We start from the raw sequence: 17,272 nt of genomic DNA, 5'->3' as shown, positions 1-17,272 counted from the left end.
GTTATTTATAAGATAATTATGTATAATATTGACATTTAAATTATTTCTCCTTTTATCTACCCCTTTTCCCAAAATCTTTTACAAATCGTTGCCCACCGTATTCTATAACTGTAGGTTTCCCATCTTTCGTTTTGACGATCTTCATTTCGTATTCAAGAGTATCTAAACTGAAATGAATGGATTGTAAGATTTCTTTTAGTTTTTCTACCTGGATCGTTTTTTGTTCTTTCAACGCTTTTCGCAATAAATGTTTAGCATGATGAAATTTCATTTGAATTTCTCCTCTCTAAACTTACAGATAAGATATTAATAAGATAGTTACGTGTAAAGGTTGTTTATTTCATTTTAAAAATTCAGTTCCATTCTTTAAATCTAACTATGTCTGAATGCTTTATATTGGTACTTGCAAACGTCCAATTATCTTTGTTGTATTTATAGTGATATAAAACATCAACTGACTTTTTATAGTGCTTGATTATTTTATAAAGACCATCAATGACACGGTTTTCTATACTAATATGATACAAATGTAAATAAGAACCTTCTGGAAATAGTCTTAAATCTTTAGGATTTTCATACCAAATTTCAAAGTCGAATGTTAGTTGCTGCATCTAAATATCACCTCATCAGTACCCCGCCTCCTGCCGTTGGTGATTGATATTGTTTTTTTCGAGGTAAGCTTCACAGATTTGCTTCCAGTTGAAGCCCAGTAAATCACCTAACCAATAAAATTCTTCGAATAATTCTCGCCAGTGGGCTACAAAGTGAGATTTGCTAAATTCCGATATAGTGGTGAAAACCAATTGGAATTGTTTAGTTACATCAGTTTCATTAGAATAAAAAGCATCCCAATCTAAATCCTCTTCGGCATCTATTTCTAGCCCAATACTCAAAATAAAATGTAAGCAGTCAACGTATTCCTCTAATAATGGGTTGACCCATACCGCACCCACACCCAAGTGACTATCTTGTTCTGTGTAATCTGTTAAATACTTTCTTGTTCTCGGTTCCTGGTCCGTTGACCAAAACTTAAACCCTCGCCATTCATTCGCACATTCACCTAACTCAACTTGTAAGGCAAGAATCTTTTTCTCCAACCGATTTTCATTTTCTTGTACTGGATGCTCATTCAATATGTGTTCATCTAATACTCTTTGTGCTTCAAATAGTTTTTGTAAGTTCATGTCTTTTGCTCCTTCATTTTTTATACATACGGCAAGCTATCTCACTTGCCGGTAATCAAAAGGGAGATCATCCTCCGTCACTTCAATTGGCCCCTTGCTACTTGCAAACGGATCTTCATCTACTCTTGTATAATTCTGTTGGTATGTTTGACCCCCATATTGCCCCGTATTTTGCGTTTGTGTTAGTGATTGATAATTTGCACTAGGTTGATAGTTTGAAACCGAATTTGAGCCATCTGAATTGTTTGAGCGTGGCTCTAAGAATTGAATACTATCTGCTACTACATCAGTTGTATATACCCTTTTCCCATCTTGTCCCTCAAAACTACCAGTTTGGATTCGGCCTTCAAGTCCAATCAAACTACCTTTCTTCATGTAATTTGCTAGGTTTTCAGCTTGCTTACGCCATGCGATACATCCAATAAAGTCTGCCTCCCGTTCTCCCTGTTGGTTTGAGAACGTTCTATTTACTGCGACAGTGAATCGACACACTGCTATACCTGATGGGCTATATCGCAATTCAGGATCTTTTGTAAGTCGGCCAACTAACACAACTCGATTTATCATGCTGTTTCCTCACTTTCTAGGAATTTGACACTATCCCAATCGAAATTCATTAAAATCTTTAGCAGCTTTCCAACCTTCGGGGCTCTCCATGCTGTCATAGCGTAGGTATGAGCTTTTGAAGTGTAGTGATAATGATTTAATTCAAGATGACGTTTAGCTTCTTCTTTAGTTAAGAACATTGTATCTGGCACAATAAATTCTTCTCGCTTACAGAAAACTTTGCTAAAGAATCCATCATCATTTAAATGATTCTCAATGTAAGCCCATAAAGTATCTAAATCTTTACTTTTGTCATCAAGTAGTTCCTCTAAATATTCGTCACTTTCAACTTCATCTAAAAAATACTCCTCGATAAAGTCTTTCAGTTCCTCGAACTCACGAAACTCTGTAAGATCCCCATCGTTATAGAAATACGAATAAAAACCATTATCATAATCCTCATTTGCTGGCACTACACGATAATCTCTAATTACCCAAAAACGTGGTGAAGCTTGACTATCATTATCATGTTTTTCTTCGTGTTTCAAAGTTGCCTGAAGTTCTTTTAAAAATTGGATATCCTCTTTCATTTCCGTTTCATCCCTTCCCATTCCGTTTTGAACATGATAATTACTCCCCAAATCGTCAGGATAATTACACCTATATTTCCGATAGTGTTCATCCTGCATCACACTCCAACAAATGCTTATCTTCGTAGATGTTGCCGATAACTTCATACCAATAAATAACTAATCCAGATACATTACAAAGTAGATTTGTTTCTCCTTTGTATTTTGTTAAATGTCCATGTTTAATTTTTAAAACACCATCTATTTTTTCTAACCAATAATTTCGATACAGTTCTTTCGTTTTGAAATTCACTCCATCATTGAAAATTTCTAATACACGAGTATTTATATCTTCTCCATCTTTAAAAGAGTACTTAACAATATCCCCTTCATAAATCTCTTTCCCATTACGATCATTGAGATTTGTGTATTGCATGAGTTCTATTTCTTCAAAAGATGCACTGCTTACTAATCCGAAATCTTTAAAGTCAATTCGGTGATATGTGATTTGTTTGTTTATAAAATCAATCCATTCGACATCTACAATTTCTTTAGTTGACTTTATAAAAGCGCGAAACTTAATCTTACTCACGCAATATCTCTCCTTTTCCAGGTTTCAATTACTCGATAACCCCTATCTAGAAGCATTTTAAACTCTGGATGTTCTATAGGTGCAGTAGCTATCACCTTACAACCATCCTCAAAACCTGTTAAAGTTGCATATTTTTTGTATTTATAAAAATCTTCGTGACCTTTAAAGGTTTTTGTAACAACCTTTGGGCGTTGATCTGGAACATCTATAGGAATCCCATTTTTTCTAAATTGCATATTACCCCTCCAATTTAGCTAATATTTTTTGTCTCTCAGCTTCAAAATCTATTACTTCATCGGATTGTGAATTTGGTTGATCACGCTTGTTAAACCATTCAGGAAGTATTTCTGTTCGTCCGTTATTGTATTTTTTAGGTGCGGATTTCTTTTCATTTTCAGCCTTGATTTGTTTTATCAAGGTAGTGGCTTTTTCCCTTAATTTCTTGGTTGATAGAATATGAGAATTCCAGAAAGTATGGTTTTGTGACCACTCAATTAAATATTCGATTTGTTCCGCCGTTCGACCATCACGTTCCATCATCAAGCGAATATGATCTGACCAAGTTTGTAAGTTAGGCTCTTTAAAGCTTGGGTCATCAACTAATATTTTTTCATAAAGCGATTTTGCTAATTGATAATGTACAGAAGATTCGTCGTAAACTTGTTTGCGACTTTTCTTTTTCTCTGTTGTATTCTCTGTAGTATTCTCTGTGTATTCTCTGGTTATTGGTACTGCCATTTTGTCATGTTCAGATACTGCCATTTTGTCATTGTCCATTACGTCATTTTGTCGTGATTCATTTAGACAATTTGGCGCATTCCTTAATGACAAATTGTCATCTTCGATAATGTCATTTTGTAGTAATGCACCATTACATAGGTTTTCGAGTTTTTCATAATCAATTCGATACCATTTTGTTCTGTCAAATTTCAGCTTATTAAAGTTACCTACGACAAGAATCTCTTTGCTCTCTAACTCTGCAATAATCCTTTGAACGGTGCGTTTTGAGTAAAATGGGAACTGTTCTGCCCATTCGTCTATGGATTTGTACACCCAAGCTTGTCCATCACGAATGTTATTTGAAATACGCAACCAGTAATGCACTTGCTGAACAACAATCGCATTGTTTAAGCCAATTTTTGTTGCAAGTGTTGGTAACACCTGCAACGGTGGTTCATTGATTAATAGATTCATAATTTTATTTCCCCCACTTTTCGACAAAACGTAGTGCATCTTGAAGTTGATATTGTTTAATATCTCGATATGAGCCTACATGATAACGTTCTTTAAGAGCTGCATAGATGGAACGGAACAAGGCTTGTCTAGCGCCTTGATTTTCTGTCAATTCACAAACACGTGCCCCTACGGCTTTACGTAATCTTAATTGTTCACCTGAATGTAACGTTGCATTTTTTACGAGTTGTTCCAAAGTCTCAACCCTCCTTTCAATTTGCTGAAATTGTTTATAAGAAATTGCTAGTGTTTGAGGCACTTCCTCAAGTTGCTCCTTGATTTGGTAGTAGCTTGAAATCAACATGTTGTATGCTTGCCAAGCCTTATCGCTATTGAGTGATTTGGCATGAAGCCATGCTCCTTGTTCTGTCCATAAGTACAGTACTGATACAAATTTAAGGGTAACGTCATCTCGACGTGAGCCTTTGAATTGCTTTAAAGATTCACCAGTTAAGGCGAAATAATGTACACCCTGCTCATAGTGATCATTATTACGTTGAAAATTACGAGTAATAACTTTTGCTTTTGTGCCAAATGCCTCGGCAATTTGTTGAGTAGTTAGTACCCTTTTATCCAAATGCTCTAATACTTGTAATTGCTGCATTTTAACTCCCCCTCACAAGGGTAACGTCATTTTGACGTAAGCCCTTTTTCTTCAACTTTTAACGCCATATTTAAAGTGTCTTCAATGCCACTAACACGTGCTAATTGAGTTGAATAAATAGCTTTGGCTTTAGCAAGTTTATAATCATTCTTAGCGTTTGCTACATCTAGAGCTAAGTCAGTTAATTTTTCCTTTTCGTCCGTTAAAAATTGTTTTAATTGTTGAATGTAAGTTTCCATATGATCGCTCCTTGATATTTTTTATAGTTTGGTTCATAATTAAAGAAAATTTATTTTCTGAGTGTCCGCTAAAACAATCAGGTAATTGCAGGTGCTGTATTGCACCTGTTTTTTTATGACTTTAAATACTTTCCTTTCTGCTAAACTATTAGTAGAAAGGTAGGTGATAGATATGCTAACGAATGAACAAAGAGCTCATGATTTAGCGATGTATACGTTGGATTTCAGATATAGACACGTGATCCAAGAACAAGCAAATCAAGGGAATAACGAAATTAAATTTGATCCATACAGTGAATACTTATTTCTGTACAAGGAATACTTAGAAATATTCAAGCGAGATTTTCCACAACATGACCAATAACTTTACCATCCATTAGTACAGTAACTTTAACTACTTTGTTAATAGTCTTCTCCTCACTCGTTGTTCCAACAACTTGTGAGGATTTTTTACTTTCATTCATCTTTGTCACCTACCTTTTGATGGAATCCCATCAAGCAGCTCACAATCATTTATAGGGTTATTAGAGCAAGGAAGTGTGTTTTCACCTTCCTTTGTTTTATTTTAGATTGTGAACTGCTTGACGAGAGCGAGACTATCTCGCACTCGCATTAACTTAACCGATAATGAATAATTCGCCTGTTTCAATTTCTTTTGCTAATTCGGAAGCTAAGTAATCTTTGATACTGTGAATTGCATTTAATTCCCAAGCTCCACCATCTGCTTCAAATAGTGCAACTTGTGCACCTTCTTTTAATCGAAGGATAAATTCGCTTTCTGGTTGTGGTACTTCTGCAAACGTTCTAAAAGGTTTTAAAGTCACTCGACCTGGAATCATTTCATATCCAATTGAAGCAACACCCTTTTTCACAGTTACTTGCTGTGAAAGACCATTGTCTTTAATTTCTGCCCCTGTATCTTCAACAATGTTGCTAACGATTTGAAGAACTGTTTCCTTATCAAGGTTGTTTACAAAGTTTGCTTGCATCATAATTTGGAATCTTTCACGATCCATAAATCTTTCGAATGTAATTTGTGGTAGAAGTGCCTTAGCTTTAAGGTAGTGACGACGATCATTAGTACTATCTAAAGAATCAAATAAGTAAACTTCAGTAGGTGATTTAACGTGAATCATTAATTTTGAATTTCTATCAAATTTAGATTTGATGTAATCTACTAAACCCGTTAGTGTATTAATTTCTAACGTAGCGACATTCGACTGTTCTTTAATTCTTTGCAGGTCAACTGTAGCGAACTTTTGTCCATCCACTTCAACAACCTCTGGGCGTTTAAGATTTAATAAATACTCCATTGCGCTTTTTAACATAGTTCATCATCCTTTTTTATTATTTTTATATGGTATTACTTGAATTGAACAACTTTAGTAGGTTTCGTTTCTTCAATAGATTCAACTGGTTGTCCAGTATCCGTTTTTACTCCCTCGTTATCGAAATACGTTTGCCCAGGTATACCGCTTTTTAATTCAGCACCGACAACGTTTCCTTTTCCATCAAGGTCAATCATCATTTGCGTTTCTACACCTTTGCTTGGTGCAAGCGTTGATTTTACATCAACCATGACTGTAGCTAGACCTCTTTGTTCATTCGCTTTTAATGTCATGGTCATTTGCACCTTACGAACCTTTTTGTGGTCGGTGTTTGGATCAGCTATATTTGTAAGTACTTTTTGAAGTTCTATGTTGAGTTTTTCTGCTAATGCTCCGCCAGCGAAAGAATCTAAGTTAATCATTTGCATGTTTTTTTCCTCCGTTTTTTGTGGTATAATTGTTTTAGTCACATAAGATTTCACGAAAGCTGTTTAATCGTTGCACCGATTAAGCAGTTTTTTTATTTGCTCTGGATTTTAGCAATGCCAACTTTTGATCTGGCGTTAGATACTTCCAGGCTTTAACTTTAATTCGCAAATCTTTTCACCACCTTCGCAACCACACCAATTCTTTTTAAATAATGTGGCATGATATGTAGTTGTTTGCGTTTCTCTAATTCTTGTAGTGCATTGATAGATTTAATTGCGTCTTTCAATAACTCCCTTGCCATGTTCCAATCGCCACGCTCTCTATAAACATCTGCCCTTGCAATTAAGTCTTCGTAACATAGATTTTCAGTCACGATTTTTTGATTGATTTGTTTTAAATCCATAATCTAAAGCCTCCAATAATAAACATAGGTACTAATTGAGCTGCTTGCATAATTGCATCTGCACTAAACAATGAAGCAATAACAACGTCTTCTGAGTTTGTTACCTTTGAAACTTTAACTAAGAATTTTGCCTCAACTGTAACTAGTCCCTTTTCAACTCTGCTAATTGTTGCTTGTGTCGTATGCATCAAATGAGCCAATGCTTCCTGTGACATTTTTGCCTTTTTCCGACACTTTTTTATAAGTGACCCAACATCCATTTCCATTATTCTCACCCCTTTTTATACATAGGATGTATATTATACGTGGGCTGTATGGTAAGTTTTTACATAAATTTATAAAATGAAATTAATAGAGGTAATGCCCAACCTTTAATTTGTTTTGAAGCGTAAAAGATTAGTACCGTAATCAGTTGAATTTCGTTTAATCCATTCAAATACTGCATCACGTGGATATCTTGCACGTGTATGTTCGAATTTTGGAAAATCTCTTCTTGCTACAAGCTTTCTTACAGTAGGTAGTTCGGCTTGAAGAATTTCAACCAAATCCTCTTGTTTAAGTAGTTCAGGATATTTGTACTTGCTTTGCCCATCTTCTACACCTTGTTGGTATGCTCTTTCTACAACTAACGCTAATTTTTTTTCAAGCAATTGAATTTCCAATGAATCAATATCTTGAACCATTTCTTTAACGTCCACTTAATATGCCCCCCTAATGTATCCTCATATCTACAAGGCTGTTTGTGCAACAGCCTTCCACTAAGTTTTTAAGTCTGCAATCATAACTTTAGTTATATTCACCTTAAATGTGAGGTGATTATAATGATCTTCATTTCCACCTTCTTACCTCCTATGCCAATTTTGTATTAAGCGTATCGTTTAATTTGTTCTCAAAAAAAATTTTTACATCTACTTCTAGTGCTTTAGCTATCAATTGTAAATTTACAGCATCGGGTATAATTAGACCTTTTTCTACTTTCCAATACCACTGCTGTGTTTTACCACATTTTTTTGCAACAAACTTTCTAGTAATACCTTTACTTAAACGAACCTTCTCGATGTTTTTATTTACATCTACCAAGTTTTCACCTCCTAAATTAAACGAAACGCTTAACTTGTTTTCATTATAAATTAAACATTACGTTAAAGTCAACCATAAATATTAAAAAAATAAGCGATTCGTTAAAAATCTTTTAACTTATCGTTTAAAAGTGTATATTTAAAAGTAACGTTACGTTTAGAAAAGAGGTGCAATATGACACTCGGAGAAAGATTGAAAGAAGCTAGGAAGTTAAAGGGTTTTACACAAATAGAGGCTGCTACTAAATTAGGGATTACAAACGGCGCACTATCAGGTTACGAGAGAAATTATAGAGATCCTGATACTGAAATGTTAAAAAAACTGGCTAACTTATATGAAGTATCTACAGAATGGTTACTAGGCAACAATACTGTAAATAAACAATTCAGCGATAAAGATGAAAAGGACATAGCTAAACGGGTTGAGGAGTTAAGAAGAGATCTTATGAATGCTGAAGGACTTGCTTTTGATGGTGAACCTATTTCTGATGAAGCAAGAGAATCTTTGTTGGAAGCAATGGAGTTTGGTGTTAGATTAGCTAAAAAAGCCAACAAAAAGTTTATCCCAAAAAAATATAGAGACAAAGAAGAGTAATTCGGTTTGGGGGATTCTGATGGATTGGATAAAGGTGATAGTGGAGAAATTGTACAAAAAGTATAATACAAGGAACCCATATAAATTAGCTAAGTTATTAAATATTCATGTAATTAAGATGGATTTACACGAAGAAATAAATGGCTTTTATCAGTATGAAAAGCGTAATCGAATAATCTATATAAATAGTAATTTATCTGATGAAGAACAACTTATAGTATGTGCACATGAGCTTGGTCACGCAATATTACATATAAGATCAAATACACCATTTATGAGAAAAAACACACTTTTTTCAATAAGTAAAATAGAGCGCGAAGCAAACCGCTTTGCTGCTGAATTACTTATACCGGATGAAAGTTTTATAGGATACAACAATATATATGTTATTGCTTCTTTACATCAAGTTCCTGTCGAACTTGTGAAATTAAAATGTGAGAAGCTTTTTTAACAGCCTTAAATCGAACATATATTCCCTTAAAGGAGGAGTTATCTTGGCATCTTACCAAAAATATAAAACCAAAAAAGGTCAACGTTGGCTAGTTCAGTACTACATAAAAAATCCACAAACAGGTGAAAATAAACCTGTTACTAAGCGAGGTTTTACTTCTAAAGGTGAAGCAGTTAACTACTACGAATTAATAAAAGAAGACATTAAGCTAGGGAAAAAGACATTTGCAAAGTTGACATTTGAAGAAGTATTTAAAGAATGGTTTCAAGAGGAATCGAAAAAACTTAAAGAACCTACAATGAAATCGAAAAAAAGTAAATTTGACAGTAAGATTATACCGCACTTTGCCAAACTTCTGATTGATGAAATTACAGAGGATTATTGTCAAAAGTTTATTGAAAAGTTGGAAGAGGAAATTAAATCGGCACGAGACTATGGTATCCAGTTAAATTTAGTCTTTAAATATGCTAAACGTAAAAGGTACATTACTGATAATCCAATGGAATATGTAGTTTATTCTAAAACTAGATCTGAAAATGGAGAAGAGAATGATGATGAACCATATGATGGTTTTTGGAGTAAAGAAGAAATAGAGACGTTTTTACTTTTAACGGAAACAAATACAGAATTACGAAATTTTGTATTATTCCGTTTAGCGCTATATACAGGTGCACGTAAAGGAGAATTGTTAGCCTTGAGAGAAGAAGATTTGATTGAAGATACAAAGGAAATAAGAATTAGAAAGACCTTGTATTGGGCAAAAGGTAACGTTTATAAACTCTTAACTCCAAAAACAAAAAAAGCATTACGTACTATAAAAGTTGATGATGAGTCTTGGGATTTATTACAAAAGCTAATTCTTTCAAATAAAGCATCCAGATTAGCTGCAGGTAAAGTGAATATAGAAGATAAATTTATCTTTATCCGTGATGAATTTAGACCTCTTCGTTTAGCTTATCCAAACGAGATACTAACATCTCTTTGTAGACGGTTTGGTTTTAGAGAGATTAAATTCCATGGATTACGGCATACACACGCTTCATTGCTCTTTGCTGCTGGTGCTCGAATGAAAGAAGTACAAGAACGTTTAGGACATGCTCGAATTGATACAACTATGAACATCTACACTCACATCACCGAGGATACAAAAGAAGATGTACAAAATAAATTCATGGAATATATGAATAGAAATAACTCTATAGATTCTCAAAATGAGCTAACATCATCAAAACATCATCAAAAGTAGATTTAGCCAATAAAAAAGACTCTTTTCACCGAAGTGAAAAGAGCCTTAAAACGTAAATATATTAACGTTTTGAGAACTGAGGCGCACGACGAGCACCTTTAAGACCGTATTTTTTACGTTCTTTCATACGTGGGTCACGAGTTAGTAAACCTGCAGATTTAAGTGCTGGACGGAAATCTGGGTCAACTTGTAGTAACGCACGAGCGATACCGTGACGGATTGCACCAGCTTGACCAGTGAATCCACCACCGTTTACGTTTACAAATACATCATAGCTACCTTTAGTTTGAGTTGCTTCTAATGGTTGGTTGATGATTAAGTGTAAAGTTTCAAATGGTAAGTAGTCTTCGATGTTGCGATTGTTAATAACAATTTTACCTTCGCCTGGTACTAAACGTACGCGAGCTACTGAGCTTTTACGGCGACCTGTGCCGATATATTGAACTTGTGCCAAGGGTATATCCTCCTCTAATTAATTATCCGCGTAGCTGATAGCTTTCCGGTTTTTGTGCAGCATGTGGGTGTTCTGCTCCAGCGTAAACATGTAGTTTACCGAACATTTTGCGACCTAAAGAGTTTTTAGGAAGCATACCTTTTACTGCTAATTCGATCATTTGTGTTGGGTATTTTTCTTTCATTTCGCCTGCAGTGCGTTGTTTTAAACCACCTGCGAATTGAGTGTGACGGTAGTAAATTTTACCTTCTAATTTATTACCTGTTAATTCGATTTTGTCTGCGTTGATTACGATAACGTAGTCACCAGTGTCAACGTTTGGTGTGAATGTTGGTTTATGTTTACCGCGTAAGATTGAAGCTACTTCAGAAGCTAAACGTCCAAGAGTTTGGCCTTCTGCGTCCACTACTAACCATTTACGCTCTACTTCATGACCTTTAGCCAAGAATGTTGTACGCATTTATATATCCTCCTAATCGATTCGATTACCGTTATTTTTCATTAGTATACACTTAATAAGTTTCGGGGCTTATTTGTGGTTGGTAATGAAAATACCATATGTCATAATATAATATTTTCGCAAGGAAGTCAAGCAAAAAAGTTGCACACCTGGGAAAGTTGTTTTTTCCTTTAAACGATTGATTTCCTCAGTTAATAAAACACTTTTTCCAAATACAAACCGTGTGCTGGCGCGGTTTTACCTGCCTTCCCACGATCCATAGAAGCAATGATTTCCTCCAATTCCTTCGCTTGTCGTTTACCAATACCGACTTCCCAAAGTGTTCCAGCAATAATTCGAACCATGTTATATAAAAAGCCATTGCCTTCTATCACCATATGTAGTTCTTCACCATGCCACGAAAAGCTTAAAGAATGAACGGTACGTACTTTATCAACGACACTTGTATTAGCCGCGCAAAAACATGTGAAATCATGGGTTCCGATAATATATTGGGCTGCTTCTTCCATTTTTGCGACATCTGGTTTCAACCCATTTGTTTCAACAGTGTAATGTCTACGAAAAGGACTTTGCTCCTCTTCACAGCTCCAAATATAACGATAACGTTTTCCTGATACACTATATCTTGCATGGAAGTCGATATTTACTTCTTCCACAGCTAATACGCGAATATCACGAGGTAACTGGACATTTAATGCCTTTTTATAACGCTCAACCGGAATCGCTAGAGACGTATCAAAATGAATAACTTGTCCAGTAGCATGGACACGGGCATCGGTGCGACCACTTGCTGTCACTTTAACCTTTTCCCCTTTATGCATTTTTGTTAGTACATTCTCTAGCTCCAGTTGGACTGTCCGTTCTCCTGGTTGTACTTGATAACCGGCAAAAAGTGTCCCATCATAACTTATTGTTACTTTTAAACGTCTCAATTACTTCACCTCGCTATTAGCTACGATACAAGACTAATAATACGGTCATTGCCGCTAGCACTATTAGACTAATTGTATCTTGCCAATGCCATTCTAGCTGTCGGTAACGGGTACGTCCTTCTCCTCCACGATAACCGCGCACTTCCATCGCTGTCGCTAAATCCTCTGCTCTTTTAAACGCACTAACGAATAAAGGAACAAGAAGAGGTACAACCGCTTTGATTCTTTCTTTCATTGGACCTGCACTTAAATCGGAACCACGGGCCATTTGAGCTTTCATAATTTTATCTGTCTCGTCCATTAACGTTGGAATAAAACGTAAGGCAATCGACATCATTAATGCTAATTCATGAACAGGTAGTTTTAACTTTTTCAAAGGATTTAACAACACTTCAATCCCGTCTGTAATCGAGATTGGGGAAGTCGTTAACGTTAAAATGGAAGTCATTAAGACCAATACTAAGAAGCGAATTGAAATGAAAACACCTTGTCTTAACCCTTCTTCATATATTTTAAAGAAACCGAGTTCGAAAAGAATATCGCCTTCCCTCGTAAAAAATATATGAATTAAAAACGTAAACACTAATAAAAAGATAATCGGTTTTAATCCGTTTAATAAAAAGTATAGACGGATCCGTGACATGAATATAACAAGTAATGTAAATGCGATTAGGAAAGCATACGTCATTACGTTATTAGCAAAAAAGACAACAATAATAAAGGCAAAAACAAAAACTAGTTTGGAACGAGGATCCAGTTTATGAACAAAAGAATCTCCTGGAATGTATCGGCCAAAGATCATTTTTTCCATCATTGGTTGTCACGCCCCTCTCGTAAGGCACGTGCCACTTCATCTGCCAGTTCTTCCTCTGTTAAACAAATTCGAGATAATGGTTGATTCATCAACTGCTCAATTTTCGCCTGAAATCGAACGATATGAGGCGGTTCAAGACGATACTGTTCAAGAGTCTTGCTATCTGCAAAGATTTCCCGTGGTGTACCACTTAAAACACATTTCCCTTCGTGCATAATAGCAATGCTATCTGCATAACGAGCAGCATCTTCCATACTATGAGTTACGAGAATCGTTGTTAAATGACGTTCTTTATGAAGGGAGTAGAACATGTCCATAATTTCCCTTTGGCCCCGTGGATCTAATCCTGCAGTTGGTTCATCAAGTACAATGACTTCAGGTTCCATCGCAAGGACCCCAGCAATCGCTACACGACGCATTTGACCGCCAGATAGGTCAAAGGGCGATTTTTCTAAAGTTTCCTCTGGTAAGCCTACAAGCTTGATTAAATCCCTCGCTCTTTTCTCTGCTACTTCCTCAGATACACCGAAATTCATCGGTCCAAACATAATATCTTTTAATACCGTTTCTTCAAACAGTTGGTGCTCTGGAAATTGAAAGACAATCCCAACCTTTTGGCGAATGGGTTTTAACTCTTTTGCTTTTTTACCTGCAACAATTAATCGGTCCCCAATATGTACTTGGCCTTTAGACGGCTTTAAAAGACCGTTAAAGTGTTGTAGGATAGTGGATTTACCCGAACCTGTATGACCAATAATCGCTTGATACGTACCATGGGGGATTGTTAAATCTACATCAAATAAAGCATACTTTTCAAAAGGTGTCCCCATTGAATAGGCATAGCTTACTTGTTGAAGTTTGATGTCCATAGATCATTCACCAACTCTTCTTCTGTCATATGTTGTCCTGCTAATTGTACACCCTTTGATTGGAACAGCTTTGTCATCCTCATGGCAAAAGGCAGTTCTAAACCGAACTCAATCAGCTTATCGCCAAGGGCAAATATTTCAGACGGTGTCCCTTCCGCGTATTTTTTCCCATCATTCATAAATAAAATACGATCTGCAAAAAGGGCTTCTTCCACATCATGGGTGATGGAAAGTACCGTTAAACCAATTTCTTTACGTAATTCACGAACCGTTTTTAATACTTCATCTCGACCTTGTGGATCTAACATGGAGGTTGCTTCATCTAAAATAAGTAGCTTCGGTTTCATGGCAATGGCGCCTGCAATGGCAACCCGTTGCTTTTGTCCTCCCGAAAGATGATGAGGTTCATGATTTAAAAACTTGTCCATTTTCACTTGAGATAGGGATGTGTGTACACGCTCAACCATCTCTTCATAAGGAACACCGCTATTTTCTAAGGCGAATGCTACATCATCTTGAACAGTAGCACCGACAAACTGATTATCAGGATTTTGAAAAACCATCCCTATATTTGAACGGGTTTCCCATAAATTTTCTTCTGTTAATACATTTCTCATAACACGGACTTCACCTTCCTGAGGGAAAAGTAATCCGCTTACTAGCTTGACCATTGTTGATTTACCAGAACCGTTATGACCAACGATTGCAATCCATTCTCCTTCATTGACTGAGAAGGAAACATTTTGTACTGCCTTTCGTTTATCTGGTTGATCTGGTGTATATGAAAAACTAACGTTTTGAAACGATAAAATCTCGGTCACTAATCTTAGCTCCTCTCTTTGGCGCTCTACTAACTAAATTACACTGTTTTGTGCTGTAATGCTACCCTTAGAAATAGGTGACATATATAAAAATAAGGTACGTTTTCAAATCACGATGAAATTCCACTTTGATTAAAAACGTACTTTATTTTCGTATATGTATAAATAAAAAAACTAGCAAATTGGTATCCTTTGCCATTATTAAGAGAATAAAAAAGCGCGCACCCCATTCAAGAGAAATGCGCTTTACTTCTACATTTATAATAAGAACACGGCTGCTCATTTCCGTGTTCTTTTGAATGAGGTGCGGAGAGCTAGACGAGACGCCACACATGAAGTGCCCGCTCATTATAACGCTCAAGCCATTTTATTGTCGTATAAATCAATTTGTATAGACACTATTCGTGTATACATCAATGTGAAAAACACATTATAAAAATAGAGGGGTCCGGGTTCAACCGGTGAACCGGACACCCTCTTACCTTTCGTTATAGAATTAGAATATTAAACTAATTCGATTACAACTACAGGTGCACCGTCACCACGGCGAGGTCCTACTTTAAGGATACGAGTGTAACCACCTTGACGATCAGCGTAACGTGGTGCAACATCATTAAATAGCTTTTGAAGTGCAAATGAAGTTGATTCGTTACCTTCTTCATCAGTAGTTGTTACTACTTCACGACGGATAAATGCAGCCGCTTGACGACGAGCATGTAAATCTCCACGCTTACCTAAAGTAATCATTTTTTCAACTACAGAACGTAATTCTTTCGCACGTGCTTCAGTTGTTTCAATACGTTCGTTAACGATTAAGTCAGTAGCTAAATCACGTAATAAAGCTTTACGTTGAGAACTTGTACGACCAAGTTTTCTGTAACCCATGGATGTTCCCTCCTTTATATCTGATCTGCATAAAATAGATGTCTTCGCTTAGTCTTCTTTACGTAATCCTAAACCAAGCTCTTCTAATTTAGCTTTTACTTCTTCTAGTGACTTACGACCAAGATTGCGCACTTTCATCATATCGTCTTCTGATTTATTCGCAAGTTCCAGTACTGTATTAATACCAGCGCGTTTTAAGCAGTTATAAGAACGAACAGAAAGATCTAGTTCTTCAATCGTCATCTCTAAAACTTTTTCTTTTTGATCCTCTTCTTTTTCGACCATGATTTCAGCAGTTTGTGCTTCATTCGTTAAGCCTACAAAGATATTAAGGTGCTCAGTTAAAATTTTTGCTCCGAGCGAAATCGCCTCTTTTGGACCGATGCTACCATCTGTCCACACATCAAGTGATAACTTGTCGAAATCAGAATTCTGTCCAACACGAGTGTTCTCCACTTGAAAATTAACGCGTGAAACTGGAGTGTAAATAGAGTCGATCGGGATCACGCCGATAGGAAGATCCTCACGTTTGTTTTGATCAGCAGGAGTATATCCACGGCCACGGCGAGCATACATACGCATACGAAGATGACCATTTTTAGCAATTGTTGCGATATATAGGTCCGGATTTAAAATCTCCACGTCACTGTCATGCGTGATATCAGCAGCTGTAACCGTTGCATCACCTTTCACGTCAATCTCAATAACTTTTTCTTCGTCAGAGTAGATTTTTAGTGCAAGCTTTTTAATATTCAAGATAATTGAAGCAACATCTTCTACTACGCCTTCTACAGTTGAGAATTCGTGTAATACGCCATCAATTTGAATAGATGTAACAGCAGCTCCTGGTAAAGAAGACAGAAGGATACGACGTAAAGAATTACCCAAAGTGTTTCCATATCCGCGTTCAAGCGGTTCTACAACAAACTTGCCATATTTGGAATCTTCGCTGATCTCAACAGTTTCAATCTTTGGTTTTTCAATTTCGATCATTCAATTTACCCTCCTTCAAAACATCGAATGTATAGGTTCATAACATCATAATAGTCAAAATCGATTGACTTTATAAGATTTGCACAAGAATTTGTTTTGTACAAGCAATGATGAACTCAAAAGTACTTTGAGATGCACCCATTACACACGACGACGTTTTGGCGGACGGCAACCGTTATGTGGAACTGGAGTAACATCTTTAATTGCAGTTACTTCTAAACCAGCAGCTTGAAGTGCACGAATAGCAGCTTCACGACCAGCACCAGGACCTTTAACAGTTACTTCCAACGTCTTCAGACCATGTTCAAGGGATGCTTTTGCAGCAGCCTCAGCAGCCATTTGAGCAGCATAAGGTGTAGATTTACGTGAGCCTTTGAATCCAAGCGCACCAGCACTAGACCAAGATACTGCGTTACCTTGCATATCTGTAATCGTTACGATTGTATTGTTAAATGTAGAACGGATGTGTGCAATACCAGATTCGATATTTTTTTTCACACGACGTTTACGAGTTTGTTGTTTACGAGCCATGTTAAGAAGGAACCC

At 36.3% G+C, this 17,272-nt stretch carries 29 protein-coding genes; 4 read left to right on the top strand and 25 right to left on the bottom strand.

What is annotated here, in order from left to right; translation table 11 throughout:
- Positions 1-52: 52 nt before the first annotated feature.
- The 10 genes from EC501_RS05625 to EC501_RS05580 all read right to left on the bottom strand — a co-directional run bounded on the left by EC501_RS05625 (position 53) and on the right by EC501_RS05580 (position 4,967).
- Positions 53-271: a hypothetical protein gene (locus EC501_RS05625; RefSeq protein WP_122971317.1), complete on the bottom strand. Its 219-nt coding sequence runs from the start codon at positions 269-271 to the stop codon at positions 53-55.
- 82 nt (positions 272-353) lie between these two features.
- Positions 354-611, bottom strand: coding sequence for a hypothetical protein (locus tag EC501_RS05620; protein ID WP_122971316.1), 258 nt, complete (start codon positions 609-611; stop codon positions 354-356).
- A gap of 15 nt (positions 612-626) precedes the next feature.
- Entirely contained in the window at positions 627-1,184 is a 558-nt protein-coding gene (locus tag EC501_RS05615; protein WP_122971315.1) for a dUTP diphosphatase, read from the bottom strand.
- A 36-nt stretch (positions 1,185-1,220) separates the two neighbouring features.
- The gene (gene ssb, locus EC501_RS05610; RefSeq protein WP_122971314.1) at positions 1,221-1,751 is read right to left on the bottom strand and encodes a single-stranded DNA-binding protein; all 531 of its coding nucleotides are present in this window, start codon (positions 1,749-1,751) and stop codon (positions 1,221-1,223) included.
- Entirely contained in the window at positions 1,748-2,320 is a 573-nt protein-coding gene (locus EC501_RS05605; RefSeq protein ID WP_122971313.1) for a hypothetical protein, read from the bottom strand. Before EC501_RS05605 ends, ssb begins: the two co-directional genes overlap by 4 nt.
- 88 nt (positions 2,321-2,408) lie before the next feature.
- The gene (locus EC501_RS05600; RefSeq protein ID WP_158599671.1) at positions 2,409-2,891 is read right to left on the bottom strand and encodes a YopX family protein; all 483 of its coding nucleotides are present in this window, start codon (positions 2,889-2,891) and stop codon (positions 2,409-2,411) included.
- Positions 2,888-3,127 (bottom strand): hypothetical protein, encoded by a 240-nt coding sequence (locus tag EC501_RS05595; RefSeq protein WP_122971311.1) that lies wholly within the window; start codon positions 3,125-3,127, stop codon positions 2,888-2,890. Before EC501_RS05595 ends, EC501_RS05600 begins: the two co-directional genes overlap by 4 nt.
- A 1-nt stretch (position 3,128) precedes the next feature.
- On the bottom strand, positions 3,129-4,085 hold the full coding sequence (locus EC501_RS05590; protein ID WP_122971310.1) for a hypothetical protein: 957 nt from the start codon (positions 4,083-4,085) through the stop codon (positions 3,129-3,131).
- 4 nt (positions 4,086-4,089) lie between these two features.
- The gene (locus EC501_RS05585) at positions 4,090-4,728 is read right to left on the bottom strand and encodes an ORF6N domain-containing protein (protein ID WP_122971309.1); all 639 of its coding nucleotides are present in this window, start codon (positions 4,726-4,728) and stop codon (positions 4,090-4,092) included.
- Positions 4,729-4,754: 26 nt separating this feature from the next.
- The gene (locus EC501_RS05580) at positions 4,755-4,967 is read right to left on the bottom strand and encodes a hypothetical protein (RefSeq protein ID WP_122971308.1); all 213 of its coding nucleotides are present in this window, start codon (positions 4,965-4,967) and stop codon (positions 4,755-4,757) included.
- A gap of 172 nt (positions 4,968-5,139) precedes the next feature.
- On the opposite strand from EC501_RS05580, the gene EC501_RS05575 reads away from it, so the two are divergent.
- Complete coding sequence (locus EC501_RS05575; RefSeq protein WP_122971307.1) at positions 5,140-5,331, top strand: hypothetical protein; 192 nt, start codon at positions 5,140-5,142, stop codon at positions 5,329-5,331.
- Between the two features lie 253 nt (positions 5,332-5,584).
- Here the strand turns inward: EC501_RS05575 and EC501_RS05570 are convergent, their stop codons facing one another.
- From EC501_RS05570 to EC501_RS05545, 6 genes are all read right to left on the bottom strand, one after another.
- Positions 5,585-6,295, bottom strand: coding sequence for a hypothetical protein (locus tag EC501_RS05570; RefSeq protein ID WP_122971306.1), 711 nt, complete (start codon positions 6,293-6,295; stop codon positions 5,585-5,587).
- Positions 6,296-6,330: 35 nt separating this feature from the next.
- On the bottom strand, positions 6,331-6,723 hold the full coding sequence (locus EC501_RS05565; protein WP_241559280.1) for a replication terminator protein: 393 nt from the start codon (positions 6,721-6,723) through the stop codon (positions 6,331-6,333).
- Positions 6,724-6,881: 158 nt separating this feature from the next.
- Entirely contained in the window at positions 6,882-7,127 is a 246-nt protein-coding gene (locus EC501_RS05560) for a hypothetical protein (RefSeq protein WP_122971305.1), read from the bottom strand.
- A complete protein-coding gene (locus EC501_RS05555) occupies positions 7,118-7,393 on the bottom strand; it encodes a helix-turn-helix domain-containing protein (RefSeq protein WP_122971304.1) in 276 nt (91 codons plus the stop codon). Before EC501_RS05555 ends, EC501_RS05560 begins: the two co-directional genes overlap by 10 nt.
- 105 nt (positions 7,394-7,498) lie before the next feature.
- Positions 7,499-7,825: a helix-turn-helix domain-containing protein gene (locus EC501_RS05550; protein WP_122971303.1), complete on the bottom strand. Its 327-nt coding sequence runs from the start codon at positions 7,823-7,825 to the stop codon at positions 7,499-7,501.
- A gap of 151 nt (positions 7,826-7,976) precedes the next feature.
- Positions 7,977-8,207, bottom strand: coding sequence for a helix-turn-helix domain-containing protein (locus EC501_RS05545; RefSeq protein ID WP_158599670.1), 231 nt, complete (start codon positions 8,205-8,207; stop codon positions 7,977-7,979).
- Between the two features lie 174 nt (positions 8,208-8,381).
- Between EC501_RS05545 and EC501_RS05540 the strand changes: the two genes are divergently transcribed.
- Genes EC501_RS05540 through EC501_RS05530 form a run of 3 tightly spaced genes read left to right on the top strand, consistent with a single transcriptional unit; the run spans position 8,382 to position 10,498 of the window.
- Positions 8,382-8,801, top strand: a complete 420-nt coding sequence (locus tag EC501_RS05540; RefSeq protein WP_122971301.1) for a helix-turn-helix domain-containing protein — start codon at positions 8,382-8,384, stop codon at positions 8,799-8,801.
- Between the two features lie 19 nt (positions 8,802-8,820).
- Positions 8,821-9,252 carry an ImmA/IrrE family metallo-endopeptidase gene (locus EC501_RS05535; protein ID WP_421930386.1) on the top strand — a complete coding sequence of 144 codons (432 nt, stop codon included), beginning with the start codon at positions 8,821-8,823 and terminating at the stop codon, positions 9,250-9,252.
- A 43-nt stretch (positions 9,253-9,295) separates the two neighbouring features.
- A complete protein-coding gene (locus EC501_RS05530) occupies positions 9,296-10,498 on the top strand; it encodes a tyrosine-type recombinase/integrase (RefSeq protein ID WP_158599669.1) in 1,203 nt (400 codons plus the stop codon).
- A gap of 61 nt (positions 10,499-10,559) precedes the next feature.
- Here EC501_RS05530 and rpsI read toward each other — a convergent pair whose 3' ends face one another.
- From rpsI to rpsK, 9 genes are all read right to left on the bottom strand, one after another.
- A complete protein-coding gene (gene rpsI, locus EC501_RS05525) occupies positions 10,560-10,952 on the bottom strand; it encodes a 30S ribosomal protein S9 (protein WP_106781794.1) in 393 nt (130 codons plus the stop codon).
- Between the two features lie 22 nt (positions 10,953-10,974).
- On the bottom strand, positions 10,975-11,412 hold the full coding sequence (gene rplM / locus EC501_RS05520; RefSeq protein ID WP_122971298.1) for a 50S ribosomal protein L13: 438 nt from the start codon (positions 11,410-11,412) through the stop codon (positions 10,975-10,977).
- A 191-nt stretch (positions 11,413-11,603) separates the two neighbouring features.
- Positions 11,604-12,344 (bottom strand): tRNA pseudouridine(38-40) synthase TruA, encoded by a 741-nt coding sequence (truA, locus tag EC501_RS05515; RefSeq protein ID WP_122971297.1) that lies wholly within the window; start codon positions 12,342-12,344, stop codon positions 11,604-11,606.
- A 16-nt stretch (positions 12,345-12,360) separates the two neighbouring features.
- Positions 12,361-13,158 (bottom strand): energy-coupling factor transporter transmembrane component T family protein, encoded by a 798-nt coding sequence (locus tag EC501_RS05510; RefSeq protein ID WP_122971296.1) that lies wholly within the window; start codon positions 13,156-13,158, stop codon positions 12,361-12,363.
- Positions 13,155-14,027 (bottom strand): energy-coupling factor ABC transporter ATP-binding protein, encoded by an 873-nt coding sequence (locus EC501_RS05505; protein WP_122971295.1) that lies wholly within the window; start codon positions 14,025-14,027, stop codon positions 13,155-13,157. Before EC501_RS05505 ends, EC501_RS05510 begins: the two co-directional genes overlap by 4 nt.
- Complete coding sequence (locus tag EC501_RS05500) at positions 14,003-14,848, bottom strand: energy-coupling factor ABC transporter ATP-binding protein (protein ID WP_122971294.1); 846 nt, start codon at positions 14,846-14,848, stop codon at positions 14,003-14,005. The genes EC501_RS05505 and EC501_RS05500 overlap by 25 nt, the downstream gene beginning before the upstream one ends.
- A gap of 504 nt (positions 14,849-15,352) precedes the next feature.
- The gene (rplQ, locus tag EC501_RS05495; RefSeq protein WP_122971293.1) at positions 15,353-15,733 is read right to left on the bottom strand and encodes a 50S ribosomal protein L17; all 381 of its coding nucleotides are present in this window, start codon (positions 15,731-15,733) and stop codon (positions 15,353-15,355) included.
- Positions 15,734-15,781: 48 nt separating this feature from the next.
- Positions 15,782-16,726 (bottom strand): DNA-directed RNA polymerase subunit alpha, encoded by a 945-nt coding sequence (locus tag EC501_RS05490; protein ID WP_122971292.1) that lies wholly within the window; start codon positions 16,724-16,726, stop codon positions 15,782-15,784.
- 141 nt (positions 16,727-16,867) lie between these two features.
- Positions 16,868-17,257 (bottom strand): 30S ribosomal protein S11, encoded by a 390-nt coding sequence (rpsK, locus tag EC501_RS05485; RefSeq protein ID WP_036172483.1) that lies wholly within the window; start codon positions 17,255-17,257, stop codon positions 16,868-16,870.
- Positions 17,258-17,272 lie beyond the last annotated feature (15 nt).

This window comes from Lysinibacillus halotolerans (assembly GCF_003711845.1).
GTDB classification, from domain to species: domain Bacteria; phylum Bacillota; class Bacilli; order Bacillales_A; family Planococcaceae; genus Ureibacillus; species Ureibacillus halotolerans.
Note: the sequence above shows the minus strand (reverse complement) of the source record. Positions and strands in the feature narration are given on the sequence as shown.

Bases quoted from the DNA above. Each gene is read 5' to 3' on its own strand.
- EC501_RS05590 (WP_122971310.1), bottom strand. From the start codon at position 4,085: ATGAATCTATTAATCAATGAACCACCGTTGCAGGTGTTACCAACACTT.
- EC501_RS05535 (WP_421930386.1), top strand. From the start codon at position 8,821: ATGGATTGGATAAAGGTGATAGTGGAGAAATTGTACAAAAAGTATAAT.
- rpsK (WP_036172483.1), bottom strand. From the start codon at position 17,257: ATGGCTCGTAAACAACAAACTCGTAAACGTCGTGTGAAAAAAAATATC.
- EC501_RS05490 (WP_122971292.1), bottom strand. From the start codon at position 16,726: ATGATCGAAATTGAAAAACCAAAGATTGAAACTGTTGAGATCAGCGAA.
- rplM (WP_122971298.1), bottom strand. From the start codon at position 11,412: ATGCGTACAACATTCTTGGCTAAAGGTCATGAAGTAGAGCGTAAATGG.
- EC501_RS05560 (WP_122971305.1), bottom strand. From the start codon at position 7,127: ATGGATTTAAAACAAATCAATCAAAAAATCGTGACTGAAAATCTATGT.
- EC501_RS05555 (WP_122971304.1), bottom strand. From the start codon at position 7,393: ATGGAAATGGATGTTGGGTCACTTATAAAAAAGTGTCGGAAAAAGGCA.
- EC501_RS05565 (WP_241559280.1), bottom strand. From the start codon at position 6,723: ATGCAAATGATTAACTTAGATTCTTTCGCTGGCGGAGCATTAGCAGAA.
- EC501_RS05595 (WP_122971311.1), bottom strand. From the start codon at position 3,127: ATGCAATTTAGAAAAAATGGGATTCCTATAGATGTTCCAGATCAACGC.
- EC501_RS05570 (WP_122971306.1), bottom strand. From the start codon at position 6,295: ATGTTAAAAAGCGCAATGGAGTATTTATTAAATCTTAAACGCCCAGAG.
- EC501_RS05580 (WP_122971308.1), bottom strand. From the start codon at position 4,967: ATGGAAACTTACATTCAACAATTAAAACAATTTTTAACGGACGAAAAG.
- EC501_RS05615 (WP_122971315.1), bottom strand. From the start codon at position 1,184: ATGAACTTACAAAAACTATTTGAAGCACAAAGAGTATTAGATGAACAC.
- EC501_RS05505 (WP_122971295.1), bottom strand. From the start codon at position 14,027: ATGGACATCAAACTTCAACAAGTAAGCTATGCCTATTCAATGGGGACA.
- EC501_RS05510 (WP_122971296.1), bottom strand. From the start codon at position 13,158: ATGATGGAAAAAATGATCTTTGGCCGATACATTCCAGGAGATTCTTTT.
- EC501_RS05605 (WP_122971313.1), bottom strand. From the start codon at position 2,320: ATGAAAGAGGATATCCAATTTTTAAAAGAACTTCAGGCAACTTTGAAA.
- EC501_RS05620 (WP_122971316.1), bottom strand. From the start codon at position 611: ATGCAGCAACTAACATTCGACTTTGAAATTTGGTATGAAAATCCTAAA.
- ssb (WP_122971314.1), bottom strand. From the start codon at position 1,751: ATGATAAATCGAGTTGTGTTAGTTGGCCGACTTACAAAAGATCCTGAA.
- EC501_RS05625 (WP_122971317.1), bottom strand. From the start codon at position 271: ATGAAATTTCATCATGCTAAACATTTATTGCGAAAAGCGTTGAAAGAA.
- EC501_RS05585 (WP_122971309.1), bottom strand. From the start codon at position 4,728: ATGCAGCAATTACAAGTATTAGAGCATTTGGATAAAAGGGTACTAACT.
- EC501_RS05540 (WP_122971301.1), top strand. From the start codon at position 8,382: ATGACACTCGGAGAAAGATTGAAAGAAGCTAGGAAGTTAAAGGGTTTT.
- EC501_RS05575 (WP_122971307.1), top strand. From the start codon at position 5,140: ATGCTAACGAATGAACAAAGAGCTCATGATTTAGCGATGTATACGTTG.
- rplQ (WP_122971293.1), bottom strand. From the start codon at position 15,733: ATGGGTTACAGAAAACTTGGTCGTACAAGTTCTCAACGTAAAGCTTTA.